Here is a 26,689-nt window from a genome sequence, read left to right as displayed (position 1 = left end):
ATCACCCCGTCATCAGGGGCATAACAATGAATAATCCCCACTGCCAGTTGCCGGATCACCGGATCGCCACCGAGCATTTCCATCCACGGGGTGATAGCAACGAGTTGAGCGACAGCAGTTCGCCCACGCCGGCAGAGCTCACCGCCTGCCTGTTTTTCTCCCCCGACGATGGTCGCATCTGGCTCAACGACCAGCGCATGTTGCTGCTGCACGGTTCCTCCTTCGGTGCATTGCGCCGGGAGATCATCGAACGCCAGGGGCTGGAGCAGGCCCGAGGCATGCTCACCCGCACCGGTTATTCCTCCGGCGCCCGCGACGCCCGGCTGATTCGCGAGCGCTGGCCCCACGCCGATGCCGCGGCGGTGTTTCGCGCCGGCACGCATCTGCATACCCTCGAAGGCATGACCAAGGTCGAGCCGCTGCATTTCAAGTTCGACGCCGACTCGGGGTTCTATGAGGGGGAATTTCTCTGGCATCACTCCTGCGAGGCCGACGAGCATGTCGCCGCCTACGGCACCGGGCAGGATCCGGTGTGCTGGACCGAACTGGGCTACGCCATCGGTTTCGTCAGCGGGCTGTTCGGGCAACTGGTGGTCTTTCGCGAAGTGGAATGCCGGGGCATGGGCCACGAACGCTGCCGAGTCGTCGGCAAGACCGCTGAACAATGGGGTGATATCGAGCAGGACCTGAATTACCTCAATGCCTCACCGTCGACCGTCGGCGCCCGCGCCGACATTCAGTCCGACAGCGTGGCCGGAACGGTCCCGTTGCCGGACAGCGAACAGCCACTGATCGGTGCCAGCGCCGCCTTCAACGCCGCGACCCAGGCTTTGCAACGGGTGGCCTTGACCCCTGCCACCGTGCTGGTCAGCGGCGAATCCGGTGCGGGCAAGGAGATGTTCGCCCGCCAGTTGCACCAATTGAGTCGCCGACGCGAGGGGCCGTTCATCGCCCTCAACTGCGCGGCCATCCCCGACAACCTGATCGAGGCTGAACTGTTCGGCGTCGAGCGCGGAGCCTATACCGGCGCCACCCATTCACGCCCCGGTCGTTTCGAGCACGCCCACGGTGGCACGTTGTTCCTGGATGAGATCACCTGCCTGAGCTTGGCCGGGCAAAGCAAGTTGCTGCGCGCCTTGCAGGAGCGGGAAGTCGAACGGGTCGGCGGCGGCCATGGCATCAAGGTCGATGTGCGCGTCGTGGCGGCCACCAACATCGACTTGCGCAAGGCCGTGGCGGACGGCGCGTTCCGTGAAGACCTGTTCTACCGGCTCAACGTCTACCCCATCGCCCTGCCGCCCTTGCGCGAGCGCCGCGATGACATACCGTTGCTGATCAACGCCTTTCTCACGCGTTTTTGCCAGGAATACGGCCGCACGCCGATGGGCCTGACCATGCGCGCCTTGAAAGTGCTGTTGCGCTATGACTTTCCGGGCAACGTGCGGGAATTGCAGAACCTCATCGAACGGGGCCTGATCGCCAGCGAAGAAGGCCAGGCCATTGATCTGGTCCACCTGTTTCGCAATGAGCAATTGCCGGTGGACGCCTACTCCGTGGACCACCATGGCGGCCTCTCGCCGATGGGCCTGGCCGCCAACGATGCCGCGGAAAAACCGGCGCTGCTCCAGTCCCTCAGCCAACTGGACTCGGACTTCTCCATTGACGGCCTGGAATCACGCCTGATCAACGAAGCCCTGCAACTGAGCAGCGGCAACCTCGCAGCCGCCGCACGCTCGTTGGGGCTGAGCCGGGCGCAGTTCGCGTATCGCTTGAAGAAGCATCAAAAAGGTGTTCCGGGCTAAATACCGAACCTGGGAGATGCTGCAAAGGCGGGTCTTGGGGCCGCTTCGCGCCCCAGCGGGAGCAAGCTCCCTCGCCACGGGTGTGTCGCCGGCCTTAAGTGAACGACATTACCTGTGGGAGCTTGCTCGCGATGGCGGTGGGCCAGCTGCATTGAAGTTGAATGTGCCGTCGTCATCGCGAGCAAGCTCGCTCCCACAATGGATCGGTGGTGTTCCTTGCTCCCACGCCCACCGTCAATCCCCCTGTGGGAGCTGAGCTTGCTCGCGATGGCGGTGGGTCAGCTGCATTGAAGTTGAATGTGCCGTCGTCATCGCGAGCAAGCTCGCTCCCACAAGGATCCGTGGTGTTCCTTGCTCCACGCCCACCGTCAATCCCCCTGTGGGAGCTGAGCTTGCTCGCGATGGCGGTGGGTCAGCTGCATTGAAGTTGAATGTGCCGTCGTCATCGCGAGCAAGCTTGGCTCCCACACTGGATCGGTGGTGTTCCTTGCATCCGCGTCCACCGTCAATCCCCCTGTGGGAGCGAGCTTGCTCGCGATGGCGGTGGGTCAGTTGGCATTGATATTGGCTGTGTTGACGTCATCGCGAGCAAGCTCGCTCCCACAGGGATTACCGGGTGGCGGCTCCGTCAAGCAGGGCTAAAGCGCCCCGTCGATACTCGCTGGGGGTCTGGTTCATCTCGATGCGGAAATGCCGGTTGAAGTTGGACAGGTTGTTATAGCCCACTTCAAAACAGATGTCGGTCACCGGCATCTCACTCTGCAACAGCAAACGGCAGGCGCGCTGGACCCGCAGCTTGCGCATCAAGTCGATGAAACCGTGCCCGGTGATGCGCTTGAAGAACCGCGAGAAGCCCGGCTCGCTCATGTCCAATTGGCGAGCGATCACCGACAGGCGCAGGTCGCCGGTGAGTTCGGCTTGCAGGTACTCGAAGGCTTTATGGATGCGCTCGGAACTGCGCGCATCCAGGGTCGGCGCATAGCAAGGGCTCGCCAGGCTCAAAGCCTCATCGCCAGGAGCTTGGTTGAGGATGTGGAGCAGCTCGAGGAACAGCGTCAATCGCGCCAGTCCCTGGGCCGGGCCGATGGCTTCCAGCAGGTGCGCGGCCTGCTGCGCCGTATTGCCACCGAAGGCCAGGCCACGGCGAGCGCGTTCGAACAGCCCTTGCAGGTCCCCCAGTTCAGGCAAGGTGCGACGCAAGGCCAGCAACGTGGCACCGTCGAATTGCAACACCACGTCGCGCCCGGCCAAGTGCTCTTCCGGCGCCAGGTCGCCCATCCAATCATGGGGCAAGTCCGGACCGATCATCGCCACATGGCCTGGGCCAAACGGGCCAATGTAATCGCCCGCCAACAGTTTGCCGCTGCCCTGGCGGATCAAATGGATTTCAAATTCAGGATGATGGTTCCAGCGCGCCAGCGGGTACGGGTAGTCATGCTCGTACCAGCGAAAACTGTGTTCGGGCTCGGGCAGGATGACTTCCAGTTCGGCCGGTCGCTGCTCGAACAGGGGCGTTCGGTGATCAGGCATGTCGCGCCTCTTTTATCGTTATAGCGGGCACCTTACGCCGAGTGCGCAGCGCTTCGCCAGCCTCGGCCCGCCCGTCCACCGATACTTTTTTAACCCGGGCTGGAGACACCGGCGCAGGTTAAAAAAGTACCACCTCACCATCCTGCGCGGGTTTGTCGGTTTCCAACGGCACTGCTGTAATCGACCTGCCATCGCCATTTGGCGAGTGCGACGCTGATTACCCTCTGATGCCATTGCAGCAAGGACCAAGCCCCATGAAACGACTGGAAGGAAAAAGTGCCCTGGTGACCGGCGCCGCCCGGGGTATCGGCAGGGCGTTTGCCCAGGCCTACATCGACGAAGGTGCCACGGTGGCGATTGCCGATATCGACCTTGAGCGCGCCCAGGCCACCGCCGCCGAATTGGGCGACAGCGCCTACGCGGTCAAAATGGACGTAACCGACCAAACGTCCATCGATCAGGCCATCGCGGCCGTGGTGGCCCGGGCGGGCAAGCTGGATATCCTGATCAACAATGCCGCGCTGTTCGACCTGGCGCCCATCGTGGACATCACCCGTCAGAGCTACGAGCGGCTGTTTTCCATCAATGTCGCCGGCACGCTGTTCACGCTACAGGCGGCGGCGCGGCAGATGATCCGCCAGGGCCACGGCGGGCGGATCATCAACATGGCCAGCCAGGCCGGCCGGCGTGGCGAGGCCCTGGTGGCGGTCTATTGCGCCACCAAGGCAGCGGTGATCAGCCTGACCCAGTCCGCCGGGCTGGATCTGATCAAGCATCGGATCAACGTCAACGCCATCGCCCCCGGCGTGGTGGACGGCGAGCATTGGGATGGCGTGGACGCGCTGTTCGCCCATCACGAAAACCTGCCGCCGGGGGAAAAGAAGCGCCAGGTCGGGCAGCAGGTGCCCTATGGCCGGATGGGCACTGCGCAGGACCTCACCGGAATGGCGATTTTCTTGGCTTCGGCGGAGAGCGAATACGTGGTGGCGCAGACGTATAACGTCGATGGCGGTAACTGGATGAGCTAATAATCCGGGTTTTTATGGCCTTGAAACGACGCAAATGGACCTATTCGCTTGAAAATTGATCCCACTACTTGAGGATTGTCCCGAACGGTACCCGACGGTGCCGTTCCAAGGGATTTCAAGAGAGCGTGAATACCGTTGCCCCAGCGGGGCAAAAATTGCGCATCATAGGCGCCGTCCGCTCAAGGGAGATTTACATGCGTGCCATTTCATCCGTCATGGGTCTTGTCGTGCTGTCGCTGGGCCTGGTCTTCGCTACCAGCGCCACGGCCACCGAAGAGACGCAACTGGTCGAGTCCATCAATCTTTACCGCAGCCAATCCCAAAGCTGTGCCGGCCAGGCCTCGCTGGAGTTGCCGCCGCTGGCCATGGACTCCCGGCTGATCCTGTCGGCCAATGGCATCGGCGATCTGCAACAGGCGCTGGCGCGGGCGGCCTATCCCATGGTCAATGTGCAAGCCATCAGCCTGTCCGGGCCGCGCGATGCGCAATCGGCCATGAAAGCCGTGCAGGAAAGCTTCTGCCAGGTGGTGCTCGACCCGCAGTTCGTCGACATCGGCGTCAGCCGCCTGGATCGCGAATGGCGCATCGTGCTGGCGCGCCCGTTGTTGTCGGCGCGCCTGGGTGATTGGCAAGCCGAAGGCCAGAAACTGCTGAAACTGATCAACAGCGCCCGCGCCCAACCACGTCGCTGCGGCACCGAAGCCTTCGCCGCCACCACGCCCCTGGCCTGGAACGCCACCTTGGCCCTGGCCGCCGTCACTCACACCCGGGCCATGGCCAACAACAATTTCTTCGACCATAAGGATCGTGACAACCGCATGCCGGGCGACCGCGCTGAACTGGCGGGTTATCAGGGCCAATTGATCGGCGAGAACATCGCGGCCGGACAAGACACCGCGCTCAAGGTCGTGGACGGCTGGCTGGCCAGCCCGGGGCACTGCGCCAACCTGATGAACCCGCAGTTCCGCGAATTGGGCGCCGGGTATGCGACCGATCCGAAAAGCGATGCGGGGATCTATTGGACGGCGATGTTTGGCACCCAGTAGTACCGGCGCCATCGCGAGCAGGCTCGCTCCCACAAGCGATGCGGCGAATACAACATTTTCGATCAATGATGGCCTATGTGGGAGCGAGCTTGCTCGCGATTAGCGGTGGCACATTCAACATTTTCTGTTCAGGTAAATCGCCATCGCGAGCAAGCTCGCTCCCACAGGGTTAACCGAGCCCCAAAAAAAACGCCGCTCAAAATGAGCGGCGTTTTTTTGCCTCACCAGACAGTGCCCGGCTTACAGCGCCATGTCTGCCGCTGGGTTGGCCTCACGGACCTCAGCTGGCTTGGCCGGTGCCGCAGGGGCGCCTGGCTTGCCGATCGCCGGTGGCGGGTCCAGTTGCAGGACCTCGCTGGTGTAGGCCCATTCCTGGGCGACACGCTCTGGGCTATCGTTGAGCTTGGTGCCGTAACTCGGCACGATCTGGCGCAGTTTTTCCTGCCAGGCCGGGCTGGCGACCTTGTCCTTGAAGACCTTCTCAAGCACGCTCAGCATGATCGGTGCAGCGGTCGAGGCGCCAGGCGAAGCACCCAGCAGGCCGGCGATGCTGCCGTCCTGGGAGGCAACCACTTCGGTGCCGAGCTTCAGGACGCCGCCCTTCTCTTCGTCACGCTTGATGACCTGCACGCGCTGGCCGGCCTGCCACAGGCGCCAGTCTTCCTGCTTGGCTTCCGGGAAGTATTCTTTCAGGGCGTTGAAGCGATCTTCATCCGACAGCATCAGCTGGCCAGCCAGGTATTCGACCAGTGGATACTGTTCGATACCGACCTTGGTCATCGGCCACATGTTGTGGGTGGTGGTGCTGGTCAGCAGGTCGAAGTACGAGCCGTTCTTCAGGAACTTGGTGGAGAACGTTGCGAACGGGCCAAACAGGATCACGCGCTTGCCATCGAGCACACGGGTGTCCAGGTGTGGAACCGACATCGGCGGTGCACCCACCGAAGCCTTGCCGTAAGCCTTCGCCAAGTGCAGCTGGGCAACGGTCGGGTTTTCGGTGACCAGGAACGAACCACCCACCGGGAAACCTGCGTATTCACGGGCTTCCGGGATGTCGGACTTCTGCAGCAGGTGCAACGCACCGCCACCGGCGCCGATGAACACGAACTTGGCATCGGTCTCGGTTTCGGTACCGTCTTTCAGGTTCTTGTACGAAACGCGCCAGGTGCCGTCTTCGTTGCGGGTGATCTCTTCCACTTCGCTGGACAGCTTGAGGGAGAAGTTCGGCTTGGTTTGCAGGTAAGCCGCGAATTGACGAGTGATTTCGCCGAAGTTCACGTCAGTACCCAGGGGACTCCAGGTGGCCGCGACTTTCTGGCTCGGATCACGCCCTTGCATCATCAGCGGAACCCACTTGCTGATCTGCTCGCGATCTTCGGAATACTGCATGCCGGCGAACAACGGGCTGGCCTGGAGGGCTTCGTAGCGCTTCTTCAGGAACGCGATGTTCTCGTCGCCCCACAAAAAGCTCATGTGCGGCGTGGAGTTGATGAACGAGCGCGGGTTCTTCAGCACACCGTTCTTGACCTGCCAGGACCAGAACTGGCGGGAGATCTGGAAGGCTTCGTTGATTTCGATGGCCTTGGAGATATCGACCTTGCCGTTCTTGTCTTCCGGCGTGTAGTTCAGTTCAGCCAGCGCAGAGTGACCGGTACCGGCATTGTTCCAGCCGTTGGAACTCTCTTCGGCAACACCGTCCAGGCGCTCGACCATTTCCATGGTCCAGCCCGGCTCCAGCTCATTGAGCCAGACGCCGAGTGTCGAGCTCATGATGCCCCCACCGATGAGCAAGACATCCACTTTTTTTGGCTCGGCGGCGTGCGTGGTCGCAAGACCCATCGCCATCGCCAGGCCCAGTAGCGCCGTGTGTGTTTTCTTCAACATGTGTGTATCCCTAGGATGGAACGCCATTCCGCCCTCCGGTTCTATTCAAGGATAAACCACGCCCATGGCCAGCGACGCCAGCACGGTGGTTATCGAGAAAAACCGGAGGATGGACCTACAGGGCCGAGCAATACGTCGGCCTCACATTTATGTCTCTCCGGCGCTGACTTCTTGTAGGTCTTGGCTTCAGCTGGGTGAGGGACACTGCAAAACGGTCGTCATCGGGCCTGGCGTGGCCGTGCCCGATTGTCGCAGCGGGGGGAGTTTACATAATGAAATAACTAGACCGAAGCCCCTTTTTTACATTCCTGACAAAAACACTGGGTAAACAAGGGCATTTTGATGGCTCCGCCTGACGTTTAACCGGCAACGGAGCCACAGCCACCTGGCTGTTCAGAGATATTTCAGGAGGCCGATGGAGATCGCTCCCCAAGCATCTGACTCAACACCGCCCGCAACTTGCCCGGCTTGACCGGTTTGTTCAGCAACGGTGCATCCAGCTTGCGCAAGGCACGGCGGCATTGGTCGCTGCGGTCGGCGGTGATGATCACCGCCGGAATCGCCTGGCGGAAATGCTCGCGCAGGTGCTTGACCACTTCACAGCCCACGACACCATGATCCAGGTGGAAATCCGCCAGGATCAGCTCCGGCGCCCGGCCTTGCAGCACGTCAAGGGCGCCCGCCTCGTCGGTGGCGGTCAATACGTCGCAGCCCCATTGTCCCAACAGCGCGGCCATGCTTTGCAGGATGCTCAGCTCATTGTCGATCACCAACAAGCGCCGCCCCGGCAGCGGGTTGCCGGCGACCGGCTGTACCGGGGCCAGCGACACGGGCAGTGGTTTTTCACTGGACAGCGGCACTTCGATACTGAACACCGAGCCGCGTCCCGGCCGCGAACGCACCTGCACCCGGTAGCCGAGGATATGGGCGATGCGTTCGACAATCGCCAACCCCAGGCCCACGCCTTTGCGATCCGCCGCCCGGCCGACGTCCAGTTGGTTGAATTCGAGGAAAATCGACTCCAGGCAATCGGCGGCGATCCCCCGCCCCGTGTCCCAGACTTCCAGGCTCAGGCGCCCTCCCCGGCGTCGGGCCGCCAGGAGAATGCCGCCTTGGTCGGTGTAGCGGCAGGCGTTGCTCAGCAGGTTGCGCAGGATACGGCTGATCAATCGCAGGTCGGTCAGCACCGCTTCGTCGCCAAACCGCACTCGCAGCTCCAGCCCGGCGGCATCGGCCACCGATTGAAACTCCGACACCAGCGGCCCCAGCAACTCATCCAGCCGATACGGCGCCAGGTCGGGTTTGACGGCGGCCTGATCCAGCCGGGAAATGTCCAGCAGGTCGGTGAGCAGGTCTTCGGCGCCTTCGAGTGCCTGGTGGGTGCGTTCGACCAGCACGTGCTCGGCGGCAGGCAGTTCGCGTTCACGCAACGTGGCGATCAGCAAGCGAGCCGCGTTGAGTGGCTGCAACAGATCATGGCTGGCGGCGGCCAGGTATTTGTCCTTGCTGCGGTTGGCGGCCTGGGCGACGTCCCGGGCATCGCGCAATTGCTGTTCTACCCGTTCGCGCTGGGCAATCTGCTGCTGCAGGTTGTGGTTGGCCTCCAACAGCGCATCGGTGCGCTCGGCCACCCGCTGCTCCAGTTGGTCGTTGAGCTGTTGCAGGTGTCGCCGGGCCTGTTCCAGCTCGTCGAGGCGTGCCGTCAGTTCCGGATAATGACTCTTGCGCGTCGAGTGATTGCCCAGTCCCAGCAGCCCCTCCAAGGCTTTTTGCTGCTCGTCAGAGGGCTTCGCCATAGACGACCTCGACATCCCGCTGGCTCGATTCCCGAGGATTGGTGAGGATGCACGGGTCGTGCATCGCATGTTGCGACAGGAAGGGGATGTCCGAGGTGCTCACCCCGTGCAGGCCCAGGGTCTCGTGGAAACCGATGGTGTGCTTGAGGGCAATCAGGTGCTCCACGAGGCGGGTGCGGATCTGCCGGTGGTTGAGCCCCCGGCAATCGATGCCCAGGGTCTCGGCAATCACCTTGAAACGCTCCGGTGCCGAGTTGTAGTTGAACGCCACCACGTGCTCCACCAATACCGCGTTGCACAGGCCATGGGGCAAATCGAGGAACCCGCCCAGGCTGTGGGACATCGCGTGCACGGCCCCGAGGATCGCGTTGGAGAACGCCAGCCCGGCCTGCATGCTGCCCAGCATGATTTTTTCCCGCAGGGCGATGTCCGCCGGGTTGGCGATCATCTGCACCAGGTTGCCATTGATCAGGCGCATGGCTTCCAGGGCATGGGGGTCGGTCAACGGGCCGTGACCGGTGGACACGAACGCCTCGATGGCATGCACCAGCGCATCGATGCCGGTACAGGCGGACAGGAACGGGTCCATGCTCAGGGTGGTTTCCGGGTCGATCAGCGACACGTCCGGTACCGCCGCCTTGCTGACAATGGAGAACTTCATGCGTTCTTGCTGGTTGGAGATGATCACGAATTGCGACACATCAGCCGACGTCCCCGCCGTGGTGGGGATCAGGATCAGCGGCGGGCTGGGCACGTTCAGGGTGTCGACGCCTTCGAACTCGAGGATATTGCGGCCGTGAGCAACGACAATGCCGATGCCTTTGCCGCAATCCATCGGGCTGCCACCGCCCACCGCGACGATGACATCGCAATGGTTTTCCCGGTACAGGTCGGCCCCGAGCATCACTTCCTCGACCCGTGGATTGGGCGAGACCGCGCTGTAGAGGCAGTAATCGATACCTTGGGCCTGGAGACTGGCTTCGACGTCCGCCACCCAACCGGCGGCGATGACCCCGGGATCGGTGACGATCAGCACTTTGCGTGCCCCGAAGGTCTTGGCGTAGTTGCCGACATTGTGCCGACAACCGGCACCGAACATGATTTCAGGAGAAACGAACTTGCGCAGCGGGCTGAGGCTCATCTTTTCAGTTACGTGGCTCATCGGTAAGCCTGTTGTTATTGTCAGGGGATACCTTGAGCCTAAAGCATCCCGCTGTGAATGCAATCAGACCAATGGGTAGCCCGGCCTGAATGTTCCAGGCCGGGCCAGCACTCATCGGTTGGCGAAGTACATCGTCACTTCAAAGCCGATACGCAGGTCGGTGTACGCAGGTTTAGTCCACATGGGTCTTTCCTCTTCTTGTACCGGGCCATTCCGGCAAGATCATTAATGCACGCCACGCCTGGGGCTCGAATGCTACTTTCGAAGCGGTGGGTGGGGTGCGTTGGTATGGGGTGGATGACATGTCATTGCATAACCCTTGTGGGAGCGAGCTTGCTCGCGATGAGGTTGGGGCATTCAAACACTGATTGACTGATCGGCCGCCATCGCGAGCAAGCTCGCTCCCACAGGATGTAGCTGTGTTATCGGGTTAGAAGAACCCCAACGGATTGATGTCGTAGCTCACCAGCAGGTTCTTGGTCTGCTGATAGTGGTCGAGCATCATCTTGTGGGTTTCACGCCCTACACCGGATTTCTTGTAGCCACCGAACGCGGCATGGGCCGGGTACAGGTGGTAGCAGTTGGTCCAGACGCGACCGGCCTTGATCGCCCGGCCCATGCGGTAGGCGCGGTTGATGTCGCGGGTCCACAGGCCGGCGCCGAGGCCGAACTCGGTGTCGTTGGCGATCGCCAGGGCTTCGGCTTCGTCCTTGAAGGTGGTCACACCCACCACCGGGCCGAAGATTTCCTCCTGGAATACGCGCATTTTGTTGTGGCCCTTGAGCAGGGTCGGCTGGATGTAGTAGCCGCTCGACAAGTCACCCTCCAGGTGCTCGGCCGCACCACCGGTCAGCAACTCGGCCCCCTCTTCCCGGGCGATCTCCAGGTAGGAAAGGATCTTGTCGTATTGCTGCTGCGAAGCCTGGGCACCGACCATGGTCTCGGTATCCAGTGGGTTGCCACGCTTGATCTTGGCGATTTTCTTCATCACCTCGGCCATGAATGGCACATAGATCGACTCCTGCACCAGTGCCCGGGACGGGCAGGTGCAGACTTCGCCCTGGTTGAAGAACGCCAGTACCAGGCCTTCGGCGGCCTTTTCGATGAAGGCCGGCTCGGCCTGCATGATGTCCTCGAAGAAGATGTTCGGCGACTTGCCGCCCAGTTCCACGGTGGACGGGATGATGTTTTCGGCGGCGCATTTCATGATGTGCGAGCCCACCGGGGTGGAACCGGTGAAGGCGATCTTGGCGATGCGCTTGCTGGTGGCCAGGGCTTCGCCGGCTTCGCGACCGAAACCATGGACGATGTTCAACACACCGGCCGGCAGCAGATCAGCGATCAGTTCGATGAACACGGTGATCGACAACGGCGTCTGCTCCGCCGGCTTGAGCACGATGCAGTTACCGGCGGCCAGGGCCGGGGCGAGTTTCCAGGCGGCCATCAGCAGCGGGAAGTTCCACGGGATGATCTGCCCGACCACGCCCAGCGGTTCATGGAAGTGATAGGCCGTGGTCAGTTCGTTGATCTCGGCGGCCCCGCCCTCCTGGGCGCGAATGCAGCCGGCGAAGTAACGGAAATGGTCGGCCGACAGCGGCACGTCGGCATTGAGGGTTTCGCGTACAGCCTTGCCGTTGTCCCAGGTTTCTGCAACGGCGAGTACGTCCAGGTATTGCTCGATGCGGTCGGCGATTTTCAACAGCACCAGGGAGCGGTCCTGCACCGAGGTCTTGCCCCAGGCGTCGGCGGCGGCATGGGCAGCATCCAGGGCCTTGTCGATGTCGGCGGCGCTGGAGCGCGGGAATTCGGCAATGACTTCGCCATTGACCGGGGACGTGTTGGTGAAGTACTCGCCGTTGACCGGCGCGACGAACTCGCCGCCGATGAAATTGCCATAGCGCGGCTTGAAGGAAACGACGGCGCCTGGGGTTCCGGGTTGTGCATAGATCATGATGGGGCCTCTGCCTGGTCGATGCCTGTCACGGGACAAGCGATAGGCCGATGGTAGAGAGCCCCGCCGGCCGGACGAATGCGTCGTTGGCAGGGGGGACTCTCGTTATTTGGTCGTAGGTTTTGCTGCGATCCGAGGATGAGCCGGGCTTTTTTGTGGGAGCGAGCTTGCTCGCGATAAGGTCGGCATCTCCAGCATGGAGGGTGCCCGATTGACCGCTATCGCGAGCAAGCTCGCTCCCACAGGTTCGCTATTTGCCAAGGTTGGCTCAGCGCTTGGCGACAAGTTCTTTGGGCAACTTGAAGGTCCAGAGCATGCCGCCCTGGTTGAAGTCTTTCACACGCTTGGCCACTTCGCCGCCCCACAGCGGCACCGCGCCGCCCCAACCGGACACCACGGAGACATATTGCTCGCCGTCCATTTCCCAGGTGATAGGCGAGCCAAGCACACCGGAGCCGGTCTGGAACTCCCAGACTTTTTCCCCGGTCTTGGCGTTGAAGGCCTGCAGGAAGCCCTCAGGCGTGCCGGTGAACACCAGATTGCCCTTGGTGGTCAGGACCCCGCCCCACAGTGGCGCATAGTTCTTGTGGCGCCAGACTTCCTTGCCGGTCTTCGGATCGATGGCCCGCAGCACGCCGATGTAATCCTCGTTCAGCGGCTTGATGGTAAAGCCAGCACCGAGGAACGCCGCGCCTTTCTTGTAGGCGATGCCTTCGTTCCAGATGTCCATGCCCCATTCGTTGGACGGCACGTAGAACAGGCCAGTGTCCTGGTTGTAGGCCATGGGCATCCAGTTTTTCGCGCCGAGGAACGCCGGTGCCACGAACACCGAGCTGCCCTTGGCTTCGCTGCCTGGCGCACCCGGACGGCTGGCCTCGTTGTAGATCGGCCGGCCGTCCTTGTCCAGGCCGCTGGCCCAGGTAATCTTGTCGACAAACGGGAAGCCGCGGATGAATTTACCGTTGGTGCGGTCGAGCACGTAGAAGAAGCCGTTACGGTCGGCGGTGGCCGCGGCCTTGATGTCCTTGCCGCCTTCCTTATAGTTGAACGAGATCAGCTCATTGACGCCGTCATAGTCCCAGCCATCGTGCGGCGTGCTCTGGAAGTGCCATTTGATGGTGCCGTCGTCCGGGTTCAGGGCCAGGCGCGACGAAGAATAGAGGTTATCGCCAGGACGCAGGTGGGAGTTCCACGGCGCCGGGTTGCCGGTGCCGAACAGCAACAGGTTGGTTTCCGGGTCGTAGTAGCCGCCCAGCCAAGGCGCCGCGCCGCCGGTTTTCCACAGATCGCCCGGCCAGGTCTTGCCCGCCTCGCCGCCGGAGATACCGTTCTCGACCGCCTTGCCATCCTTGTAGACATAGCCCATGTGGCCTTCCACGGTCGGACGGGTCCACAGCAGTTCGCCATTCTTCGGATCATAGGCACTGATCTGGCCCACCACGCCGAACTCGCCACCGGCCACGCCGGTGATCAGCTTGCCGTTGACGATCAGCGGAGCGGCACTGATGGAATAGCCTTCCTTGTGGTCGGCGACCCTCTTGCTCCACACCACTTTGCCGGTGTCCTTGTTCAAGGCCACCAGCTTGGCGTCGAGGGTGCCGAAGAACACCAGGTCGCCATACAGCGCTACGCCACGGTTGATCACGTCACAGCAAGGACGGATGTCATCGGGCAAGCGGGCGTCGTATTGCCACAGTTTCTTACCGGTGCGCGCATCCACGGCAAACACCCGCGAGTAGGAACCGGTGAGGTACATCACCCCGTCCTTGATCATCGGCTGGGCCTGCTGGCCGCGCTGCTTTTCACCGCCGAAGGAGAACGCCCAGACCGGACGCAGGTCCTTGACGTTGCTGACGTTGAGCGTGTCGAGCGGGCTGTAGCGCTGGCCCTGGACGCCCAGGCCATTGGTCACAATCTGCTCGGGGTTCTTCGGATCCTGGAGAATTTCCTGATCGGTCACGGCTGCAAGGGCCGAACCGGACAGCAGCATGGCACTGAGCAGCAGGCTCACGGCGAAGGGTTGGCGACGTGCGGGATGACTCATGACGGCTACCTCTGCGGTTTTTGTTATACCCGGGAAATTTTCCCGGTCTGTCGCAGATTCTTAGGCTCGGGGCCGCTGGCAACAATTGCCCGCTGTGTTGAGTTTTCTAGTTCCTTGGTACATGTGGGTCTTGCACACATCCGTGGCGAGGGAGCTTGCTCCCGCTGGGCTGCGAAGCGGCCCCCTTCGCGCGCTACCCTGATTATCGGTGTTGTTGCAGACTTTTTAGGGCCGCTGCGCGCCCCAGCGGGAGCAAGCTCCCTCGCCACAGGGACCTCATACGACCAAGGCTATTGCGGCCTGGCATCCACCCGCGTCATCACCGCCCGCTCATAACGTGGGAAGAGATGGCTGACACTACGGATCAACTCATACCGACTCAGGCTGATCCCGGCGAAGCGCTCGGGGATGGGGCTGCGGATCATCTCGGCCATGTCCTCGCCCCGGGCCGCGCCGTCGCGCATCAGTTGATCGAGCCAGCCCAGGTAATCGCGCATCTGCAAGAAAGGCCCGGCGTTGATCGCAACCGGGCCATGGCCGGGCACGATCTGCTTCCAGGGCAACGCCTGCAAGGTCTCCAGGTCGTTGAGCCAGACCTCCAGCCCTGGGCTGTTAGGGGTGGTCAGGGCCCGTTCGTAGAACACCAGGTCGCCGGCGAACAATACACCGGTGGTTTCGTCGAGGATTGCCAGGTCGGCCCCGGTATGCCCGGCCAGTTGCAGCAATCGCAACGCGTGATTGCCCACCTTGAGCACACCGGGCGTCAATACTTGGCTGGGCAGCACCACCTCGGTGCCGCGCATCCAGTCGCCCACCAGGCGGTACATGTTTTCCGCCATGGCATCGCCCTGCTGCCGCAGCAAGTCCGTGGTCCCGGCCAAGGCACCGATGGGCACGTCGCTGAAAGCCTGGTTGCCCAGTACGTGGTCGGGGTGATGGTGGGTCAGCAGGACCTGGATGACCGGCTTGTCGGTGGTCGTCGCAATGGCCTGGCGCAGCGCCTCGCCGTAGCGTTTCGACGGCCCGGTGTCGATCACCACCACACCGGCATCGGTGACGATGAAGCCGGTATTGACGATGTTGCCGCCGTTGGCCTTGGCGAAGTTCTCGGTGCTGCCTTCCAGCAGCCAGGTGCCTTCGGCGATCTGCCGGGGCTTGAGTGAGTAGTCCGTACCGGCCCAGGCTGGCCAGTTCAGGCACATGACAATCAGCAGCAACCAACGCATGGCGCGCTCCTTGTGGTCAGGGAATCGCCGCCTCGAACGCGTTGCCGCTATTGTCGCGCAGCACCAGGCGGGTCTGTCCGGGGCCTTGGATATCGAAGCCCAGGTTGGGGTTTTCACTGACCGCCGGAAACAGCTCCAGGCGCGCCAGCACCTGGCCGTCAGCGTCCAGCAGTTGGGCCTGGTTGAGGAAGAATTCGGGGATGCCGCTCACCAGGCCGTTATCCATCGGATGGGCCACCTGAACGCGCAGGCGGCTGGTGTCACCACGGGGAAAACGCCGCCCCAGGACTTCGCCAAGGTGCTCTTCCCAGCCTGGCTGGGTGCGCACCACGCTGGGCGCGGTACAGCCACCCCCGGCCGCGTCGATCAGGGTCGAGCCGACGTGCCACAGACCGTCCCGGGTCTGCACGGCGGCCCGTAACGGCGTGGCCTGTTCGATACGAATGCGGATCGACAGCCAGGGCAGCACCCGCTGCCCCGGTTGGAAGTCGACGATTTTCGGCAACGGATTCAATTCGGCCCAGGCCAACACCCGCACGACGTCGCCGACGAAGGCCCGGGCATCGATTTCCAGCGGCACCTGGCGCGCATCCTCGGCGAAGGGCGGCGCCAGCAACCGCACCCGGTCATCGAACACGAATGGCGCATCACCCAACAGTTGCTTGTGGTAGAAAGCCCACATCACCGAGGGCACCGGATCCTTGCCGGGCTCGACCGCCGCCTGGGCCATCAACGACAGGCCGCACCACAGCAGGCAACAGCCCAAGCGATAAGCACGCCATTTCATCCCTGTGCTCCTATTGGTACATCTCGGGCACTTCGTAGCGCAGGCCGTAATGGGCGTAGACAGCCTTGACGCTGCCATCGCGGATCAAGCCTTCCAGCGCCTCTTCCACCGCATAGGCCAACTGACGGTTGCTTTCATGCACCGCCATGCCGATTTCCCAGCGTTGCTTGCCCATGTTCGGATAGGCATTCTCCGCCAGTGCCAGTTGCGGATCGGCCGCCTCATGCACTTGCCAGTCGATTTCCCCGCGCATGGCCATGACCGCGTCGACCTCGCCAGCCTGCATGGCCTTGAAGGCCTGGCTGACACCAGGGTAATGGCGGGTCTTGGCGCTGAGCATGCCGTTGAACACCGAGGTCAGGTAGAACGACGGCACGCTGTCGATTTCCACCCCGATAGGGTGCTGCTGGAACACCGCGACGCTGCCCACCGAATCCAGTCGGCGGCGGTCATACGCCACCTGCCAGCACTCCTGCTGATAGGGCCCGAACATCACCACCTGGGCGTTTTCCAGCTCACCGACGTCGTTGCGCTTTTGCACGTAGTCGTGATCGTACGGCACACGCATCATCAAGTCGGCCAATTGCCGGTCATGCAGCGGGCTGCTGCGCCAGATGTAATCACGCAGATCGTCATCGAGCTTCTCGCCGGGCGGTGCCCACATCAGCTTCAGGCGCACGCCCAGGGCCTTGGCCAAGGCCTGGGCCAGTTCGACGTCGACGCCCCTGGGCTGGCCCTGGTCTTCGAAGCTGTAGGGAGCGAAGTCCTTGTAGACCGCCACCTTCAGTTCCCCGGCGGCAATCATCTGGTCGTAACTGCGCACCTGGGCCTGAACCGCCTGGGCACCCAGCAACACGCAGCAGATGACCCAGGCGAACCAGCGCATGGCGATCACTCCTCGACGTGCACGCTGTCAAGATAAGTGCGCACCGCCCACAAGGCTTCCTGGCTCAGATAATCAGCCATTTTCGGCATGTAGACCCGACCGTCGCGCACCGCGCCATGGCGTACGCGCTCGACGAACCATTCGTCTCCGGCTTCGGCGGCGTCCAACATGCGCAGGTCCGGGGCGATCCCGCCGGACTTGGCTTCCAGGCCGTGGCACGCGGCGCAGTTCTGGTTGTAGGCCGAGGCGCCGATTTCCACGGCTTTTTCACGCTCGGGAGAATTGCGATACGGGTTCTGGGCAGCCCACCCATCAGCGTCCAATGGCAAGTTGCTGTCCTTGATTGGGGTCAGCCCCTTGGTTTCCACTGCCTGGGGCACTACGTTGCCGTGGGCCCACGCGGAGCCTGCGCCGATCAGCCCCATCAGCAGTGCGGTAGCGATGATGGCGTTGCATTTTGTTGTCATTGTTATGCCCTCTGGATTGCACGCAAGACCTCTGTGAAGAAGCCGTGCCGTCATCTTAGGAACCCTGGGGCGCCAGCCGAATGCTGCTTTGGTGGCCGCGGTCTAGTCCCTTGGTAGCAGGCCATCCGACGCAAGTCGCAAAGACAGGCGGTTCGGGAAGTCTTCCCGGCAAGGGCGGGACTTTTTCCGTATCGGCCAGGCACCGGCGCGACCCAACCTAGTCAGGCCAAAACCTTCACTGGGAACTGCCACCATGAGAATAAAAACGCTACCCGCCCTCTCCGCCCTGACTGTCGCCTTGCTGCTGGCCGGCAGTCTGTCGCTGAGCCCCTTGGCCAACGCCGCGACGCCAGGGGTCAGTTGGGAAGACATTGCCAACGACCACCTGACCACCCAGGACGTGCTGCAATATGGCATGGGCACCAACGCCCAACGCTGGAGCCCGCTGGCCCAGGTCAACGACAAGAACGTCTTCAAGCTGACCCCGGCCTGGTCCTACTCATTCGGTGACGAAAAGCAGCGCGGCCAGGAATCCCAGGCCATCGTCAGCGACGGCGTGGTCTACGTCACCGGCTCGTATTCGCGGGTATTCGCCCTCGACGCCAGGACCGGCAAGCGCCTGTGGACCTACAACCACCGGCTGCCGGACAACATTCGCCCATGCTGCGATGTGGTCAACCGCGGCGCGGCGATCTATGGCGACAAGATCTACTTCGGCACCCTGGATGCGCGGGTAGTCGCCCTGGACAAGAACACCGGCAAGGTGGTGTGGAACAAGAAGTTCGGCGACCACGCCGGCGGCTACACCATGACCGGCGCTCCGGTGCTGATCAAAGACAAGACCAGCGGCAAGGTGCTGCTGATCCACGGCAGCTCCGGCGACGAGTTCGGTGTGGTCGGGCAATTGTTCGCCCGCGACCCGGAAACCGGCGAAGAAGTCTGGATGCGCCCGTTCGTCGAAGGCCACATGGGCCGCCTCAACGGCAAGGACAGCACCCCGACCGGCGACGTCAAGGCGCCCTCCTGGCCCGACGACAAGACCACCGAAACCGGCAAGGTCGAAGCCTGGAGTCATGGCGGCGGCGCACCTTGGCAGAGCGCCAGTTTCGACGCCGAGACCAACACCATCATCGTCGGCGCGGGCAACCCCGGCCCTTGGAACACCTGGGCGCGCACAGCCAAGGACGGCAACCCCCACGATTACGACAGCCTCTACACCTCGGGCCAGGTCGGTGTCGACCCAAGCACGGGCGAAGTGAAGTGGTTCTACCAACACACGCCCAATGACGCCTGGGACTTCTCCGGCAACAACGAGCTGGTGCTGTTCGACTACAAGGACAAGGATGGCAAGGTGGTCAAGGCCACCGCCCACGCCGACCGCAACGGCTTCTTCTACGTGGTGGACCGCAACAACGGCAAGCTGCAGAACGCCTTTCCCTTCGTCGACAACATCACCTGGGCCAGCCACATCGACCTGAAGACCGGCCGCCCGGTGGAAAACCCTGGTCAGCGTCCGGCCAAGCCACTGCCCGGCGAAACCAAGGGCAAGCCGGTGGAAGTCTCGCCTCCGTTCCTCGGCGGCAAGAACTGGAACCCCATGGCCTACAGCCAGGACACCGGCCTGTTCTACGTCCCCGGCAACCAGTGGAAAGAGGAGTACTGGACCGAAGAAGTGAACTACAAGAAAGGCTCGGCCTACCTGGGCATGGGTTTCCGCATCAAGCGCATGTACGACGATCATGTCGGCAGCCTGCGGGCGATGAACCCCACCACCGGCAAGGTGGTCTGGGAGCACAAGGAAGCGCTGCCGCTGTGGGCCGGCGTGCTGGCGACCAAGGGCAACCTGGTGTTCACCGGCACTGGCGACGGATTCTTCAAGGCCTTTGATGCGAAAACCGGTAAGGAGCTGTGGAAGTTCCAGACCGGCAGCGGCATCGTCTCCCCGCCCATCACCTGGGAACAGGACGGCGAGCAGTACATCGGCGTGACCGTCGGTTATGGCGGCGCCGTACCGTTGTGGGGCGGCGACATGGCCGAACTGACCAAGCCCGTGGCCCAGGGCGGGTCGTTCTGGGTGTTCAAGATTCCGAGTTGGGACAAGGCGACCGCGCAGAAATAGCCCGATCCCACCTGGGTCCTGACACACACCACAACCCCCTGTGGGAGCGAGCTTGCTCGCGATGGCGGTCGTTCAGCCGGCATTCATGTTGACTGATATTGCGCTATCGCGAGCAAGCTCGCTCCCACAATTGCCCGAGTTCATGTCATGAGATGCTTGTCATTGCTGCTTCTATTCGTTGGCGCCTTTGCCAACGCCGACGACCTCGACACCCCGCTCACCCTCAACGGCTGCGTCATCGCCGAAGCCAGCCAATGCCCCGGCGCCAACCTGCGTGGTGCAAAACTGGCGAACCAGGACCTGCGCAAAATGAACCTCAGCGGTGCCGACCTGCGCGACGCCGATCTGCGGCACGCGCGGCTGGACCTGGCCAACCTTGAGAAAGCCCAGCTACAGGGCGCCAACCTGACCCGCGCCAGCCTGCAACAAAGCAACCTGCGCCTGGCGGACTTCAGCGGCGCCACGCTCAAGGCGATCCAAGGCTGGGGGCTGTTCGCCCAAGGCACGCAGTTCCAACGTGCCGACCTGACCGCCGCCTACCTTCAGTTCGCCCGCTTGTCCGGCGCGCGGCTGCAGGGTGCCAACCTGCAGGCCGCTGACCTGGAAATGGCCTGGCTGAGCAAGGCCGACCTCAAGGGCGCCGACCTGCGCGACGCCAACCTGCAGGAGGCCAAGCTCGGCGAAAGCAACCTGGAACAGGCCAACCTGAGCGGTTCCCGCCAGCACTATGGAAATTTCCAGGATGCGAATATGGAAGGCTGCACCGGCTGCCCGACGTCTTGGGATCAGTAAGGATTGCCACAAAACCCTGTGGCGAGGGAGCTTGCTCCCGCTGGGCTGCGCAGCAGCCCTCTCCCCGGCCCACCAATCAATCCGTCCTACCGAGGTGCCTTTTTTCGGGGCCGCTTCGCGCCCCAGCGGGAGCAAGCTCCCTCGCCACAATGAACCTGGGATTCACCCCGCCACCCGCACCACCCCAAGGTCGATCCCCAAGTGCACCAGCTCGGCATGGGAGCTGACCTGCAACTTGCTCTTGAGCAATGTCAGGTGGTTGGACACGGTCTTGGCGCTGATGCATAGCTGTTCGGCAATGGTGCGCGCCGGTGTGCCCTTGGCGAGCATGACGAAGATCTCCAGCTCCCGCTGGGTCATGCATTGCAGGCGTGGGTCGGTGTCGTGCCGGGAGCTGGCGCAGGCCAGTTGCGTGGCCAGGGACTGTTCGATGTAGGCATGGCCGGCCAGCACCCGGCGTACCGCTTCCACCAGCACCTGAGGCGCCGAGTTCTTGGTCAGGTAGCCCGCGGCACCGGCGTCCAATGCCTGGCGCACCAGCGGCAATTCGTCGTGCATGCTGAAGAACAACACCCGCAATTGTGGCAGGCGCTGGCGCAACCGGCGGGTGGTTTCCAGACCACTGATACCGGGCAGGCCGAAGTCCATGATCACCAGGTGCGGCACCTGCTCCTGCACCAGGCTCAGCGCCTCTTCACCCATCGCCGCTTCGCGGACCAGCAGGTCCGGCATCAGCGCCCGTAGCAGGCTGGCATAGCCCTGCCGAACCACCGCATGGTCATCCACCAACAAAATGTTCATCACGCCTCCAGGGCATATTCAAGGCCAGCGCCCAACCGGCGCCAGGCTGGCTGATAATGCGCAACGCCCCACCCAGGCTGCGCGCCCGTTCAGACATCGAGTGCAAGCCCACACCGGCGCGCAATGGTTGCATCGCACCGCGGCCGTTGTCGCGCACCAGCAAACGCAGGCGTCCGGCACGATGTTGCAGACGAATCCTTACCTGCGTGGCACCGGCATGCCGGGCAACGTTGGTGAGTGCTTCCTGCAACAAGCGATACAGGTGGGTCTTGTCCGATCCGGACATGGGCGGCAAGGCTTCGTCGATCCGAAGCTGACAGGCGATGCCCTGGCTGGCCTGCCATTGCCCGGCCAATAGCCCGATGGCCTCGCATAACGGCAAGTGCTGCAACACCACCGGGTACAAGTCATGCACCAGCGCCCGGAAACCCTGTTGCAAATGCTCGCAATGGTCTTCGAGCTGGCTGACGGTCTGCTCCAGCGCCGGCGGCTGATCCATCACCAGGCGCAACAGGCAGGCGCGGGCACGAATGCCGGCCACGTATTGGCCCAAGTCGTCGTGCAGGGTCTGGGCCAGCCGGGTGCGCTCCTGCTCCTGCACGGCCAGCAACGCCTGGGTGAGCCGGGCATTATCGGCCTGGGCCTCGGCCAGGGCGGCGGTCATGCGATTGAAATGCCCCGCCAGTTGCTGCGCCTCCGGCACACCTTCAATGCCCAGGCGCACCTGCAGGTTCCCGGCAGACACCTGACGCAGTGCCTGGAGCAACTCATCGAGCAAACCCATGCCCCGGCGTACCGCCCAGCGGATCACCAACAGGCTGAGCGACAGCGCCAAGGCACAGACGTACAACAGTTGCACCAACGAATCGAGAATCTCGTCGATTTCGTCCCGCGGATCGACGGCAATCCAGGCCCGTCGACCGTCAGGCAATTCCACCACCTGGGCTGCGGGGCTGTCGTCCAGTAGCTGGCGGCCGAGCCAGGCTTTCATCCCCTTTTCATCCGCAGGGAACCGTTCCCCAGGGGCCAGCCAACGGACCCGCACATGACGCAGGCTGCCGGTCAACCGCGGCTGGAGACTGGCCGGGTCGCGCTCGGCGGTTTCACGCAGGTAATGCACCACCGACTCGGCCGATTGCAACTCTCGCTTCACATCGGCCATGGCCTGGTGCAACAGCAGGATGGCACAGGCCACAGTGACCAGGGCGAAGAAAGCTGACACCCAAAGGTTGATGCGCCAGAGGGCTGACATGGCTAGCGTTCCAACCCTGAATAGCCACCCACACCCTGTGGGAGCGAGCTTGCTCGCGATGACGGCGGCACAGCCGATACCGAGGCCGACTGAACCACCGCTATCGCGAGCAAGCTCGCTCCCACTGGAGGGCTTGGAGAGTTCCAGGCTTGGGGACGATTCACCCCGATCAAACTCAGGATCAGCAGCAACGTCAACAGCAGGGTCTTGAGAGTCCGCATGGTCTGTCCCATCCTGGGCAATGACGATGCCTTGCATCCTAAAACCCCGGCTTCCAACGCGAGTTACTACCTTGGTACTGCCCCGGCGGTACTTTCTGCATATTTCCCCAGGGCCACAGCCTTCCTATGCTGGCGCTACCCGCAATGGAGGACGTCATGCGCCGGCTCGTCAGTTACGCCCTGGTTTTTCTGCTGGCAGCGGCGACCGCTCACGCGGGCGACGCCACGCCGCTGCAAGTGCGCATCGGCTACCTGGGTTACCGCCCAGACCCGGGCCCGCTGCTGTCCAACGTCATTGCCGAACCGGCCGATGCCGGGTTGCGCGGCGCTGAGCTGGCGATCGTCGACAGCAACAGCACCGGGCGTTTCCTCCAGCACGACTATCGCCTGGAAAGCGCCAGCGTCGACAGTCCCGAAGCCCTGCTCCAGGCCGCCCGCGCCCAACACGACCAAGGCCTGCGGCTGTTCGTGATCAATGCACCGGCCACCAGCCTGCGCGATCTCAGCGCCGCCCTGCCCGACAGTCTGCTGTTCAACGCCGGCAGCCCCGACGACAGCCTGCGCACCACCGACTGCCTGGGCAACGTGCTGCACAGCCTGCCCGACCGCGCCATGCTCGCCGATGCCCTGGTGCAGTTCAGCGTGGTGCGCAAATGGCAACGGGCCCTGCTGATCGTCGGCCAGACACCCGAGGACCAAGCCTATGCCGCCGCATTGCGCCGGGCCATGAAACGCTTCGGCATGAAGATCGTCGCCGAGAAAGCCTGGCAGTTCGACAACGACCAGCGCCGCAGCGCCCAGGCCGACATGCCGCTGTTCACCCAGACCGCCGAGTACGACGTGGTGCTGGTGGCCGACGAGCGCGGCGACTTCGGCGAATACCTGCCCTACCAGACCTGGTACCCACGCCCGGTGGCCGGCACCCAGGGACTGACGCCCACCGGCTGGCACAAGACCGTGGAAACCTATGGCGCGGCGCAATTGCAAAAGCGCTTCGAAGCCCTCGCCGGGCGCTGGATGAACGACCGTGACTTCGCAGCCTGGATCGCCGTGCGCAGCATCGCCAGCGCGGTGAGCAAACTGCGTCAGACCGACCCGTTCGCCATCCGCCAACTGGCCCTCAGCGACCAATTGCCCCTGGACGGCTTCAAGGGCCGCAAGCTCAGCTACCGACCGTGGAATGGCCAACTACGCCAACCGATTCCCCTGGTCCAGCCCCGTGCACTGGTCAGCACCTCGCCCCAGGACGGTTTTCTGCACCCCTCCAATGAAATGGACAGCCTGGGCTATGACCGGCCCGAAGTGAGCTGCCGTTACCCCTGATCGATAACAACAATAAGGAAAACCGCCATGCGCCGCCCGCTGTTCAAACCGGCCCTGCTCTGCCAAGTCCTTGCCCTGGGTGCTGTTCTGCTGGCTGCCGGCCCCGCCGCTGCCAGCATCGCCTGGGTCTCCAACGAAAAAGACAACAGCCTGAGCCTGATCGACATGCAGAGCCTGGAAGTCATCGAGACCTTGCCCGTGGGCCAACGCCCCCGCGGCCTGTTGCTGTCCCATGACAATCGCCTGCTCTACATCTGCGCCAGCGACTCGGACCGGGTCCAGGTGATGGACGTCGCCACCCGCAAGATCATCAAGGAGCTACCCTCCGGCAAGGACCCGGAGCAGTTCGCCCTGCACCCCAACGACCGCTGGCTGTATGTCTCCAACGAAGACGATGCCCTAGTCACGGTGATCGACACCCAGACCTCCGAAGTGCTGGGCCAGATCGGCGTGGGTGTCGAACCCGAAGGCATGGCCGTCAGCCCCGACGGCAAGTGGGCGGTCAACACCAGTGAAACCACGAACATGCTGCACTGGATCGACACCAGCACCCAGACCCTGGCCGACAACACCCTGGTGGACCAACGGCCACGTTTCGTCGAGTTCAATCGCGACGGAACGCAGCTCTGGGCCTCGGCGGAGATCGGCGGCACCCTGACCGTGCTCGACGTCGCCACGCGCCAGGTGCTCAAGACCCTGACGTTCCAGATCAAGGGCGTGCACCCGGACAAGGTACAGCCGGTGGGCATCAAGCTCAGCGCCGACGGCAAGCTGGCGTTCGTCGCCCTGGGCCCGGCCAACCATGTGGCGGTGATCGACGCCAAGACCTTCGAAGTGCTGGATTACCTGCTGGTGGGCCGCCGGGTCTGGCAACTGGCGTTCACCCCGGACCAGAAGCGACTGCTGGCGACCAATGGTGTGAGTGGCGATGTCTCGGTGATCGATGTAGAGAGCCGCAAAGTCCTGAAGTCGGTGAAAGTCGGGCGCTACCCTTGGGGCGTGGTGGTCACGCCATGAACGCCCTGGAAGTCAGTGACCTGAGCTTTGCCTATGGCGCGCGCGAAGCCCTCAAGCAGATGAATTTCAGCCTGCCCGTCGGCCGTTTCGCCGCGCTGCTGGGGCCCAACGGCGCCGGCAAGTCGACGCTGATCGCCCTGCTCACGCGCCTGTATGACCTGCAACGCGGCGACATCCGCGTCGGCGGCCACTCCCTGCACAAGTCGCCACGACCGGCCTTGCGCCAGTTGGGCGTGGTGTTCCAACAAAGCACCCTGGACCTGGACCTGAGCATCGAACAGAACCTGCGCTATCACCTGGCGCTGCATGGTTTTTCGCGACGCCAAGGCAGCGCCCGCATCGATGCCGAACTGACCCGCCAGCACCTGACCGAGCGCCGCCACGAGCGGGTACGCGACCTCAATGGCGGCCACCGGCGCCGGGTTGAAATCGCCCGCGCCCTGCTCCATGAGCCGCGCCTGTTGTTGCTGGACGAACCCAGCGTCGGCCTCGATCCGGCCAGCCGCCTTGCCCTCGGCCTGCACATTCGGCAACTGTGCAGCGAACAGGGCATCAGCGTGCTCTGGACCACTCACCTGCTGGACGAAGTGCAACCCAGCGACGACCTGTTGATCGTGCACCAGGGCCGCCTGGTCGCCAGCGGCCAGGCCGACGCGGTGAGCCTGGAACACGGTGGCTCCCTCGGTTCGGCCTTCAGCCATTTGACCGCCTCGGGAGCCCGGCCATGAACGCGTATTGGCACTGTTTCAGCGGCATCGTGGTGCGCGAATGGCTGCGCTTCGTGCTGCAACGCACCCGGCTGCTCAGCGCCCTGGTCCGGCCACTGCTGTGGCTGCTGGTGTTCGCCGCCGGCTTTCGCGCGGCCCTGGGCATCGCCATCATCGCGCCCTATGACACCTACATTCCCTACGAGGTATACATCGTGCCGGGGCTGGCCTGCATGATCCTGTTGTTCAACGGCATGCAGGGCTCGCTGTCGATGGTCTACGACCGGGAAATGGGCAGCATGCGCGTGCTGCTCACCAGCCCCCTGCCCCGGGCTTTCCTGCTGGCGAGCAAGTTGCTGGCGACCTCGCTGATCTCGCTGCTACAGGTCTATGCCTTTCTCGCCATCGCCTGGCTGTACGGCATCCAGCCACCGACCATGGGCCTGCTGCTGGCCTTGCCGGCCTTGCTGCTGGTGGCCCTGATGCTCAGCGCCCTGGGCTTGTTGCTGTCCAACGCCATCCGGCAACTGGAGAACTTTGCCGGGGTGATGAATTTCGTGATCTTCCCGATGTTCTTTCTGTCCTCGGCGCTGTACCCACTGTGGAAAATGCAGGAAGCCAGCCCCTGGCTGTACTGGCTCTGCGCGGTGAGCCCGTTCACCCATGGCGTGGAGTTGGTGCGTTTTGCGCTGTATGAGCAGTTCAATCTGCTGGCGATGGCGGTGTGCCTGGGCTTGACCCTGGTGTTCACATTCTTGGCGGTGTGGACATTCAATCCGCAGCATGCGGCGTTGCGCAAGGCCAGTTGATCCTGCCCTATCCCAATATCCCTATGGGTGGAAACCCTG

The 26,689-nt window shown here is 63.0% G+C and carries 22 protein-coding genes; 9 read left to right on the top strand and 13 right to left on the bottom strand.

Features of this window, described 5'->3' with window-relative positions; all coding sequences use genetic code 11:
• Positions 1-26 precede the first annotated feature (26 nt).
• Complete coding sequence (locus tag BLO80_RS01620) at positions 27-1,802, top strand: sigma-54-dependent Fis family transcriptional regulator (RefSeq protein WP_092326325.1); 1,776 nt, start codon at positions 27-29, stop codon at positions 1,800-1,802.
• A gap of 609 nt (positions 1,803-2,411) precedes the next feature.
• Here BLO80_RS01620 and BLO80_RS01610 read toward each other — a convergent pair.
• Complete coding sequence (locus tag BLO80_RS01610) at positions 2,412-3,332, bottom strand: AraC family transcriptional regulator (protein WP_092326322.1); 921 nt, start codon at positions 3,330-3,332, stop codon at positions 2,412-2,414.
• A 254-nt stretch (positions 3,333-3,586) separates the two neighbouring features.
• Here BLO80_RS01610 and BLO80_RS01605 point away from each other — a divergent pair, with 254 nt between their 5' ends.
• Both BLO80_RS01605 and BLO80_RS01600 read left to right on the top strand, forming a co-directional pair.
• Positions 3,587-4,360 carry an L-iditol 2-dehydrogenase gene (locus tag BLO80_RS01605; protein WP_092326320.1) on the top strand — a complete coding sequence of 258 codons (774 nt, stop codon included), beginning with the start codon at positions 3,587-3,589 and terminating at the stop codon, positions 4,358-4,360.
• Positions 4,361-4,554: 194 nt separating this feature from the next.
• Entirely contained in the window at positions 4,555-5,406 is an 852-nt protein-coding gene (locus BLO80_RS01600) for a CAP domain-containing protein (protein WP_092326318.1), read from the top strand.
• Positions 5,407-5,646: 240 nt separating this feature from the next.
• On the opposite strand, the gene mqo is transcribed toward BLO80_RS01600, so the two are convergent.
• The 10 genes from mqo to pedF form a co-directional block, all read right to left on the bottom strand.
• Positions 5,647-7,290: a malate dehydrogenase (quinone) gene (mqo, locus tag BLO80_RS01595; RefSeq protein WP_092326317.1), complete on the bottom strand. Its 1,644-nt coding sequence runs from the start codon at positions 7,288-7,290 to the stop codon at positions 5,647-5,649.
• A gap of 404 nt (positions 7,291-7,694) precedes the next feature.
• Positions 7,695-9,086 carry a hybrid sensor histidine kinase/response regulator gene (locus BLO80_RS01590; protein WP_092326315.1) on the bottom strand — a complete coding sequence of 464 codons (1,392 nt, stop codon included), beginning with the start codon at positions 9,084-9,086 and terminating at the stop codon, positions 7,695-7,697.
• Positions 9,070-10,227, bottom strand: coding sequence for an alcohol dehydrogenase-like regulatory protein ErcA (ercA, locus tag BLO80_RS01585; RefSeq protein ID WP_092164851.1), 1,158 nt, complete (start codon positions 10,225-10,227; stop codon positions 9,070-9,072). The genes BLO80_RS01590 and ercA overlap by 17 nt, the downstream gene beginning before the upstream one ends.
• Before the next feature lie 132 nt (positions 10,228-10,359).
• Positions 10,360-10,431, bottom strand: a complete 72-nt coding sequence (gene pqqA, locus BLO80_RS01580) for a pyrroloquinoline quinone precursor peptide PqqA (protein ID WP_003243383.1) — start codon at positions 10,429-10,431, stop codon at positions 10,360-10,362.
• Between the two features lie 247 nt (positions 10,432-10,678).
• Positions 10,679-12,199 (bottom strand): acetaldehyde dehydrogenase ExaC, encoded by a 1,521-nt coding sequence (locus BLO80_RS01575; RefSeq protein WP_092326314.1) that lies wholly within the window; start codon positions 12,197-12,199, stop codon positions 10,679-10,681.
• A gap of 268 nt (positions 12,200-12,467) precedes the next feature.
• Positions 12,468-14,243 (bottom strand): PQQ-dependent methanol/ethanol family dehydrogenase, encoded by a 1,776-nt coding sequence (locus tag BLO80_RS01570; protein ID WP_092326312.1) that lies wholly within the window; start codon positions 14,241-14,243, stop codon positions 12,468-12,470.
• Between the two features lie 290 nt (positions 14,244-14,533).
• Complete coding sequence (locus BLO80_RS01565; RefSeq protein ID WP_092326311.1) at positions 14,534-15,469, bottom strand: quinoprotein relay system zinc metallohydrolase 1; 936 nt, start codon at positions 15,467-15,469, stop codon at positions 14,534-14,536.
• A gap of 16 nt (positions 15,470-15,485) precedes the next feature.
• Positions 15,486-16,256 carry a quinoprotein dehydrogenase-associated SoxYZ-like carrier gene (locus BLO80_RS01560; RefSeq protein WP_092326309.1) on the bottom strand — a complete coding sequence of 257 codons (771 nt, stop codon included), beginning with the start codon at positions 16,254-16,256 and terminating at the stop codon, positions 15,486-15,488.
• A 10-nt stretch (positions 16,257-16,266) separates the two neighbouring features.
• Positions 16,267-17,142, bottom strand: coding sequence for a substrate-binding periplasmic protein (locus BLO80_RS01555; RefSeq protein ID WP_092326308.1), 876 nt, complete (start codon positions 17,140-17,142; stop codon positions 16,267-16,269).
• Positions 17,143-17,147: 5 nt separating this feature from the next.
• Positions 17,148-17,609: a cytochrome c-550 PedF gene (gene pedF, locus BLO80_RS01550; RefSeq protein ID WP_092326306.1), complete on the bottom strand. Its 462-nt coding sequence runs from the start codon at positions 17,607-17,609 to the stop codon at positions 17,148-17,150.
• A gap of 253 nt (positions 17,610-17,862) precedes the next feature.
• On the opposite strand from pedF, the gene exaA reads away from it, so the two are divergent.
• Both exaA and BLO80_RS01540 read left to right on the top strand, forming a co-directional pair.
• Positions 17,863-19,728: a quinoprotein ethanol dehydrogenase gene (gene exaA / locus BLO80_RS01545; protein ID WP_092326305.1), complete on the top strand. Its 1,866-nt coding sequence runs from the start codon at positions 17,863-17,865 to the stop codon at positions 19,726-19,728.
• 147 nt (positions 19,729-19,875) lie between these two features.
• Positions 19,876-20,520, top strand: coding sequence for a pentapeptide repeat-containing protein (locus tag BLO80_RS01540; protein WP_092326303.1), 645 nt, complete (start codon positions 19,876-19,878; stop codon positions 20,518-20,520).
• Between the two features lie 162 nt (positions 20,521-20,682).
• Here BLO80_RS01540 and BLO80_RS01535 read toward each other — a convergent pair whose 3' ends face one another.
• Together BLO80_RS01535 and BLO80_RS01530 are read right to left on the bottom strand one after the other, a co-directional pair.
• Entirely contained in the window at positions 20,683-21,321 is a 639-nt protein-coding gene (locus tag BLO80_RS01535; RefSeq protein WP_092326302.1) for a response regulator, read from the bottom strand.
• Positions 21,299-22,573: a HAMP domain-containing sensor histidine kinase gene (locus tag BLO80_RS01530; RefSeq protein ID WP_092326300.1), complete on the bottom strand. Its 1,275-nt coding sequence runs from the start codon at positions 22,571-22,573 to the stop codon at positions 21,299-21,301. The genes BLO80_RS01535 and BLO80_RS01530 overlap by 23 nt, the downstream gene beginning before the upstream one ends.
• Positions 22,574-22,950: 377 nt before the next feature.
• On the opposite strand from BLO80_RS01530, the gene BLO80_RS01520 reads away from it, so the two are divergent.
• From BLO80_RS01520 to BLO80_RS01505, 4 genes are read left to right on the top strand one after another with little or no spacing between them, the layout of a single operon-like run.
• Positions 22,951-24,117 carry an ABC transporter substrate-binding protein gene (locus BLO80_RS01520; RefSeq protein ID WP_092326298.1) on the top strand — a complete coding sequence of 389 codons (1,167 nt, stop codon included), beginning with the start codon at positions 22,951-22,953 and terminating at the stop codon, positions 24,115-24,117.
• Between the two features lie 27 nt (positions 24,118-24,144).
• Complete coding sequence (locus BLO80_RS01515) at positions 24,145-25,134, top strand: YVTN family beta-propeller repeat protein (RefSeq protein WP_092326296.1); 990 nt, start codon at positions 24,145-24,147, stop codon at positions 25,132-25,134.
• Positions 25,131-25,862 carry an ABC transporter ATP-binding protein gene (locus tag BLO80_RS01510; RefSeq protein ID WP_092326295.1) on the top strand — a complete coding sequence of 244 codons (732 nt, stop codon included), beginning with the start codon at positions 25,131-25,133 and terminating at the stop codon, positions 25,860-25,862. The genes BLO80_RS01515 and BLO80_RS01510 overlap by 4 nt, the downstream gene beginning before the upstream one ends.
• On the top strand, positions 25,859-26,650 hold the full coding sequence (locus tag BLO80_RS01505) for an ABC transporter permease (protein ID WP_092326293.1): 792 nt from the start codon (positions 25,859-25,861) through the stop codon (positions 26,648-26,650). The genes BLO80_RS01510 and BLO80_RS01505 overlap by 4 nt, the downstream gene beginning before the upstream one ends.
• The last annotated feature ends 39 nt before the right edge of the window (positions 26,651-26,689 follow it).

The sequence above is a fragment of the Pseudomonas sp. NFACC56-3 genome (genome assembly GCF_900100025.1).
GTDB classification, from domain to species: Bacteria; Pseudomonadota; Gammaproteobacteria; order Pseudomonadales; family Pseudomonadaceae; genus Aquipseudomonas; species Aquipseudomonas fluorescens_AA.
The sequence above is the reverse complement of the archived record's forward strand: the minus strand, read 5'-3'. Positions and strand labels throughout refer to the sequence as shown.

What these genes read in the sequence shown, in the direction of transcription:
- BLO80_RS01620 (WP_092326325.1), top strand. Translation starts at nt 27, where the DNA reads ATGAATAATCCCCACTGCCAGTTGCCGGATCACCGGATCGCCACCGAG.
- BLO80_RS01610 (WP_092326322.1), bottom strand. Translation starts at nt 3,332, where the DNA reads ATGCCTGATCACCGAACGCCCCTGTTCGAGCAGCGACCGGCCGAACTG.
- BLO80_RS01605 (WP_092326320.1), top strand. Translation starts at nt 3,587, where the DNA reads ATGAAACGACTGGAAGGAAAAAGTGCCCTGGTGACCGGCGCCGCCCGG.
- BLO80_RS01600 (WP_092326318.1), top strand. Translation starts at nt 4,555, where the DNA reads ATGCGTGCCATTTCATCCGTCATGGGTCTTGTCGTGCTGTCGCTGGGC.
- mqo (WP_092326317.1), bottom strand. Translation starts at nt 7,290, where the DNA reads ATGTTGAAGAAAACACACACGGCGCTACTGGGCCTGGCGATGGCGATG.
- BLO80_RS01590 (WP_092326315.1), bottom strand. Translation starts at nt 9,086, where the DNA reads ATGGCGAAGCCCTCTGACGAGCAGCAAAAAGCCTTGGAGGGGCTGCTG.
- ercA (WP_092164851.1), bottom strand. Translation starts at nt 10,227, where the DNA reads ATGAGCCTCAGCCCGCTGCGCAAGTTCGTTTCTCCTGAAATCATGTTC.
- BLO80_RS01575 (WP_092326314.1), bottom strand. Translation starts at nt 12,199, where the DNA reads ATGATCTATGCACAACCCGGAACCCCAGGCGCCGTCGTTTCCTTCAAG.
- BLO80_RS01570 (WP_092326312.1), bottom strand. Translation starts at nt 14,243, where the DNA reads ATGAGTCATCCCGCACGTCGCCAACCCTTCGCCGTGAGCCTGCTGCTC.
- BLO80_RS01565 (WP_092326311.1), bottom strand. Translation starts at nt 15,469, where the DNA reads ATGCGTTGGTTGCTGCTGATTGTCATGTGCCTGAACTGGCCAGCCTGG.
- BLO80_RS01560 (WP_092326309.1), bottom strand. Translation starts at nt 16,256, where the DNA reads ATGAAATGGCGTGCTTATCGCTTGGGCTGTTGCCTGCTGTGGTGCGGC.
- BLO80_RS01555 (WP_092326308.1), bottom strand. Translation starts at nt 17,142, where the DNA reads ATGCGCTGGTTCGCCTGGGTCATCTGCTGCGTGTTGCTGGGTGCCCAG.
- pedF (WP_092326306.1), bottom strand. Translation starts at nt 17,609, where the DNA reads ATGACAACAAAATGCAACGCCATCATCGCTACCGCACTGCTGATGGGG.
- exaA (WP_092326305.1), top strand. Translation starts at nt 17,863, where the DNA reads ATGAGAATAAAAACGCTACCCGCCCTCTCCGCCCTGACTGTCGCCTTG.
- BLO80_RS01540 (WP_092326303.1), top strand. Translation starts at nt 19,876, where the DNA reads ATGAGATGCTTGTCATTGCTGCTTCTATTCGTTGGCGCCTTTGCCAAC.
- BLO80_RS01535 (WP_092326302.1), bottom strand. Translation starts at nt 21,321, where the DNA reads ATGAACATTTTGTTGGTGGATGACCATGCGGTGGTTCGGCAGGGCTAT.
- BLO80_RS01530 (WP_092326300.1), bottom strand. Translation starts at nt 22,573, where the DNA reads ATGTCAGCCCTCTGGCGCATCAACCTTTGGGTGTCAGCTTTCTTCGCC.
- BLO80_RS01520 (WP_092326298.1), top strand. Translation starts at nt 22,951, where the DNA reads ATGCGCCGGCTCGTCAGTTACGCCCTGGTTTTTCTGCTGGCAGCGGCG.
- BLO80_RS01515 (WP_092326296.1), top strand. Translation starts at nt 24,145, where the DNA reads ATGCGCCGCCCGCTGTTCAAACCGGCCCTGCTCTGCCAAGTCCTTGCC.
- BLO80_RS01510 (WP_092326295.1), top strand. Translation starts at nt 25,131, where the DNA reads ATGAACGCCCTGGAAGTCAGTGACCTGAGCTTTGCCTATGGCGCGCGC.
- BLO80_RS01505 (WP_092326293.1), top strand. Translation starts at nt 25,859, where the DNA reads ATGAACGCGTATTGGCACTGTTTCAGCGGCATCGTGGTGCGCGAATGG.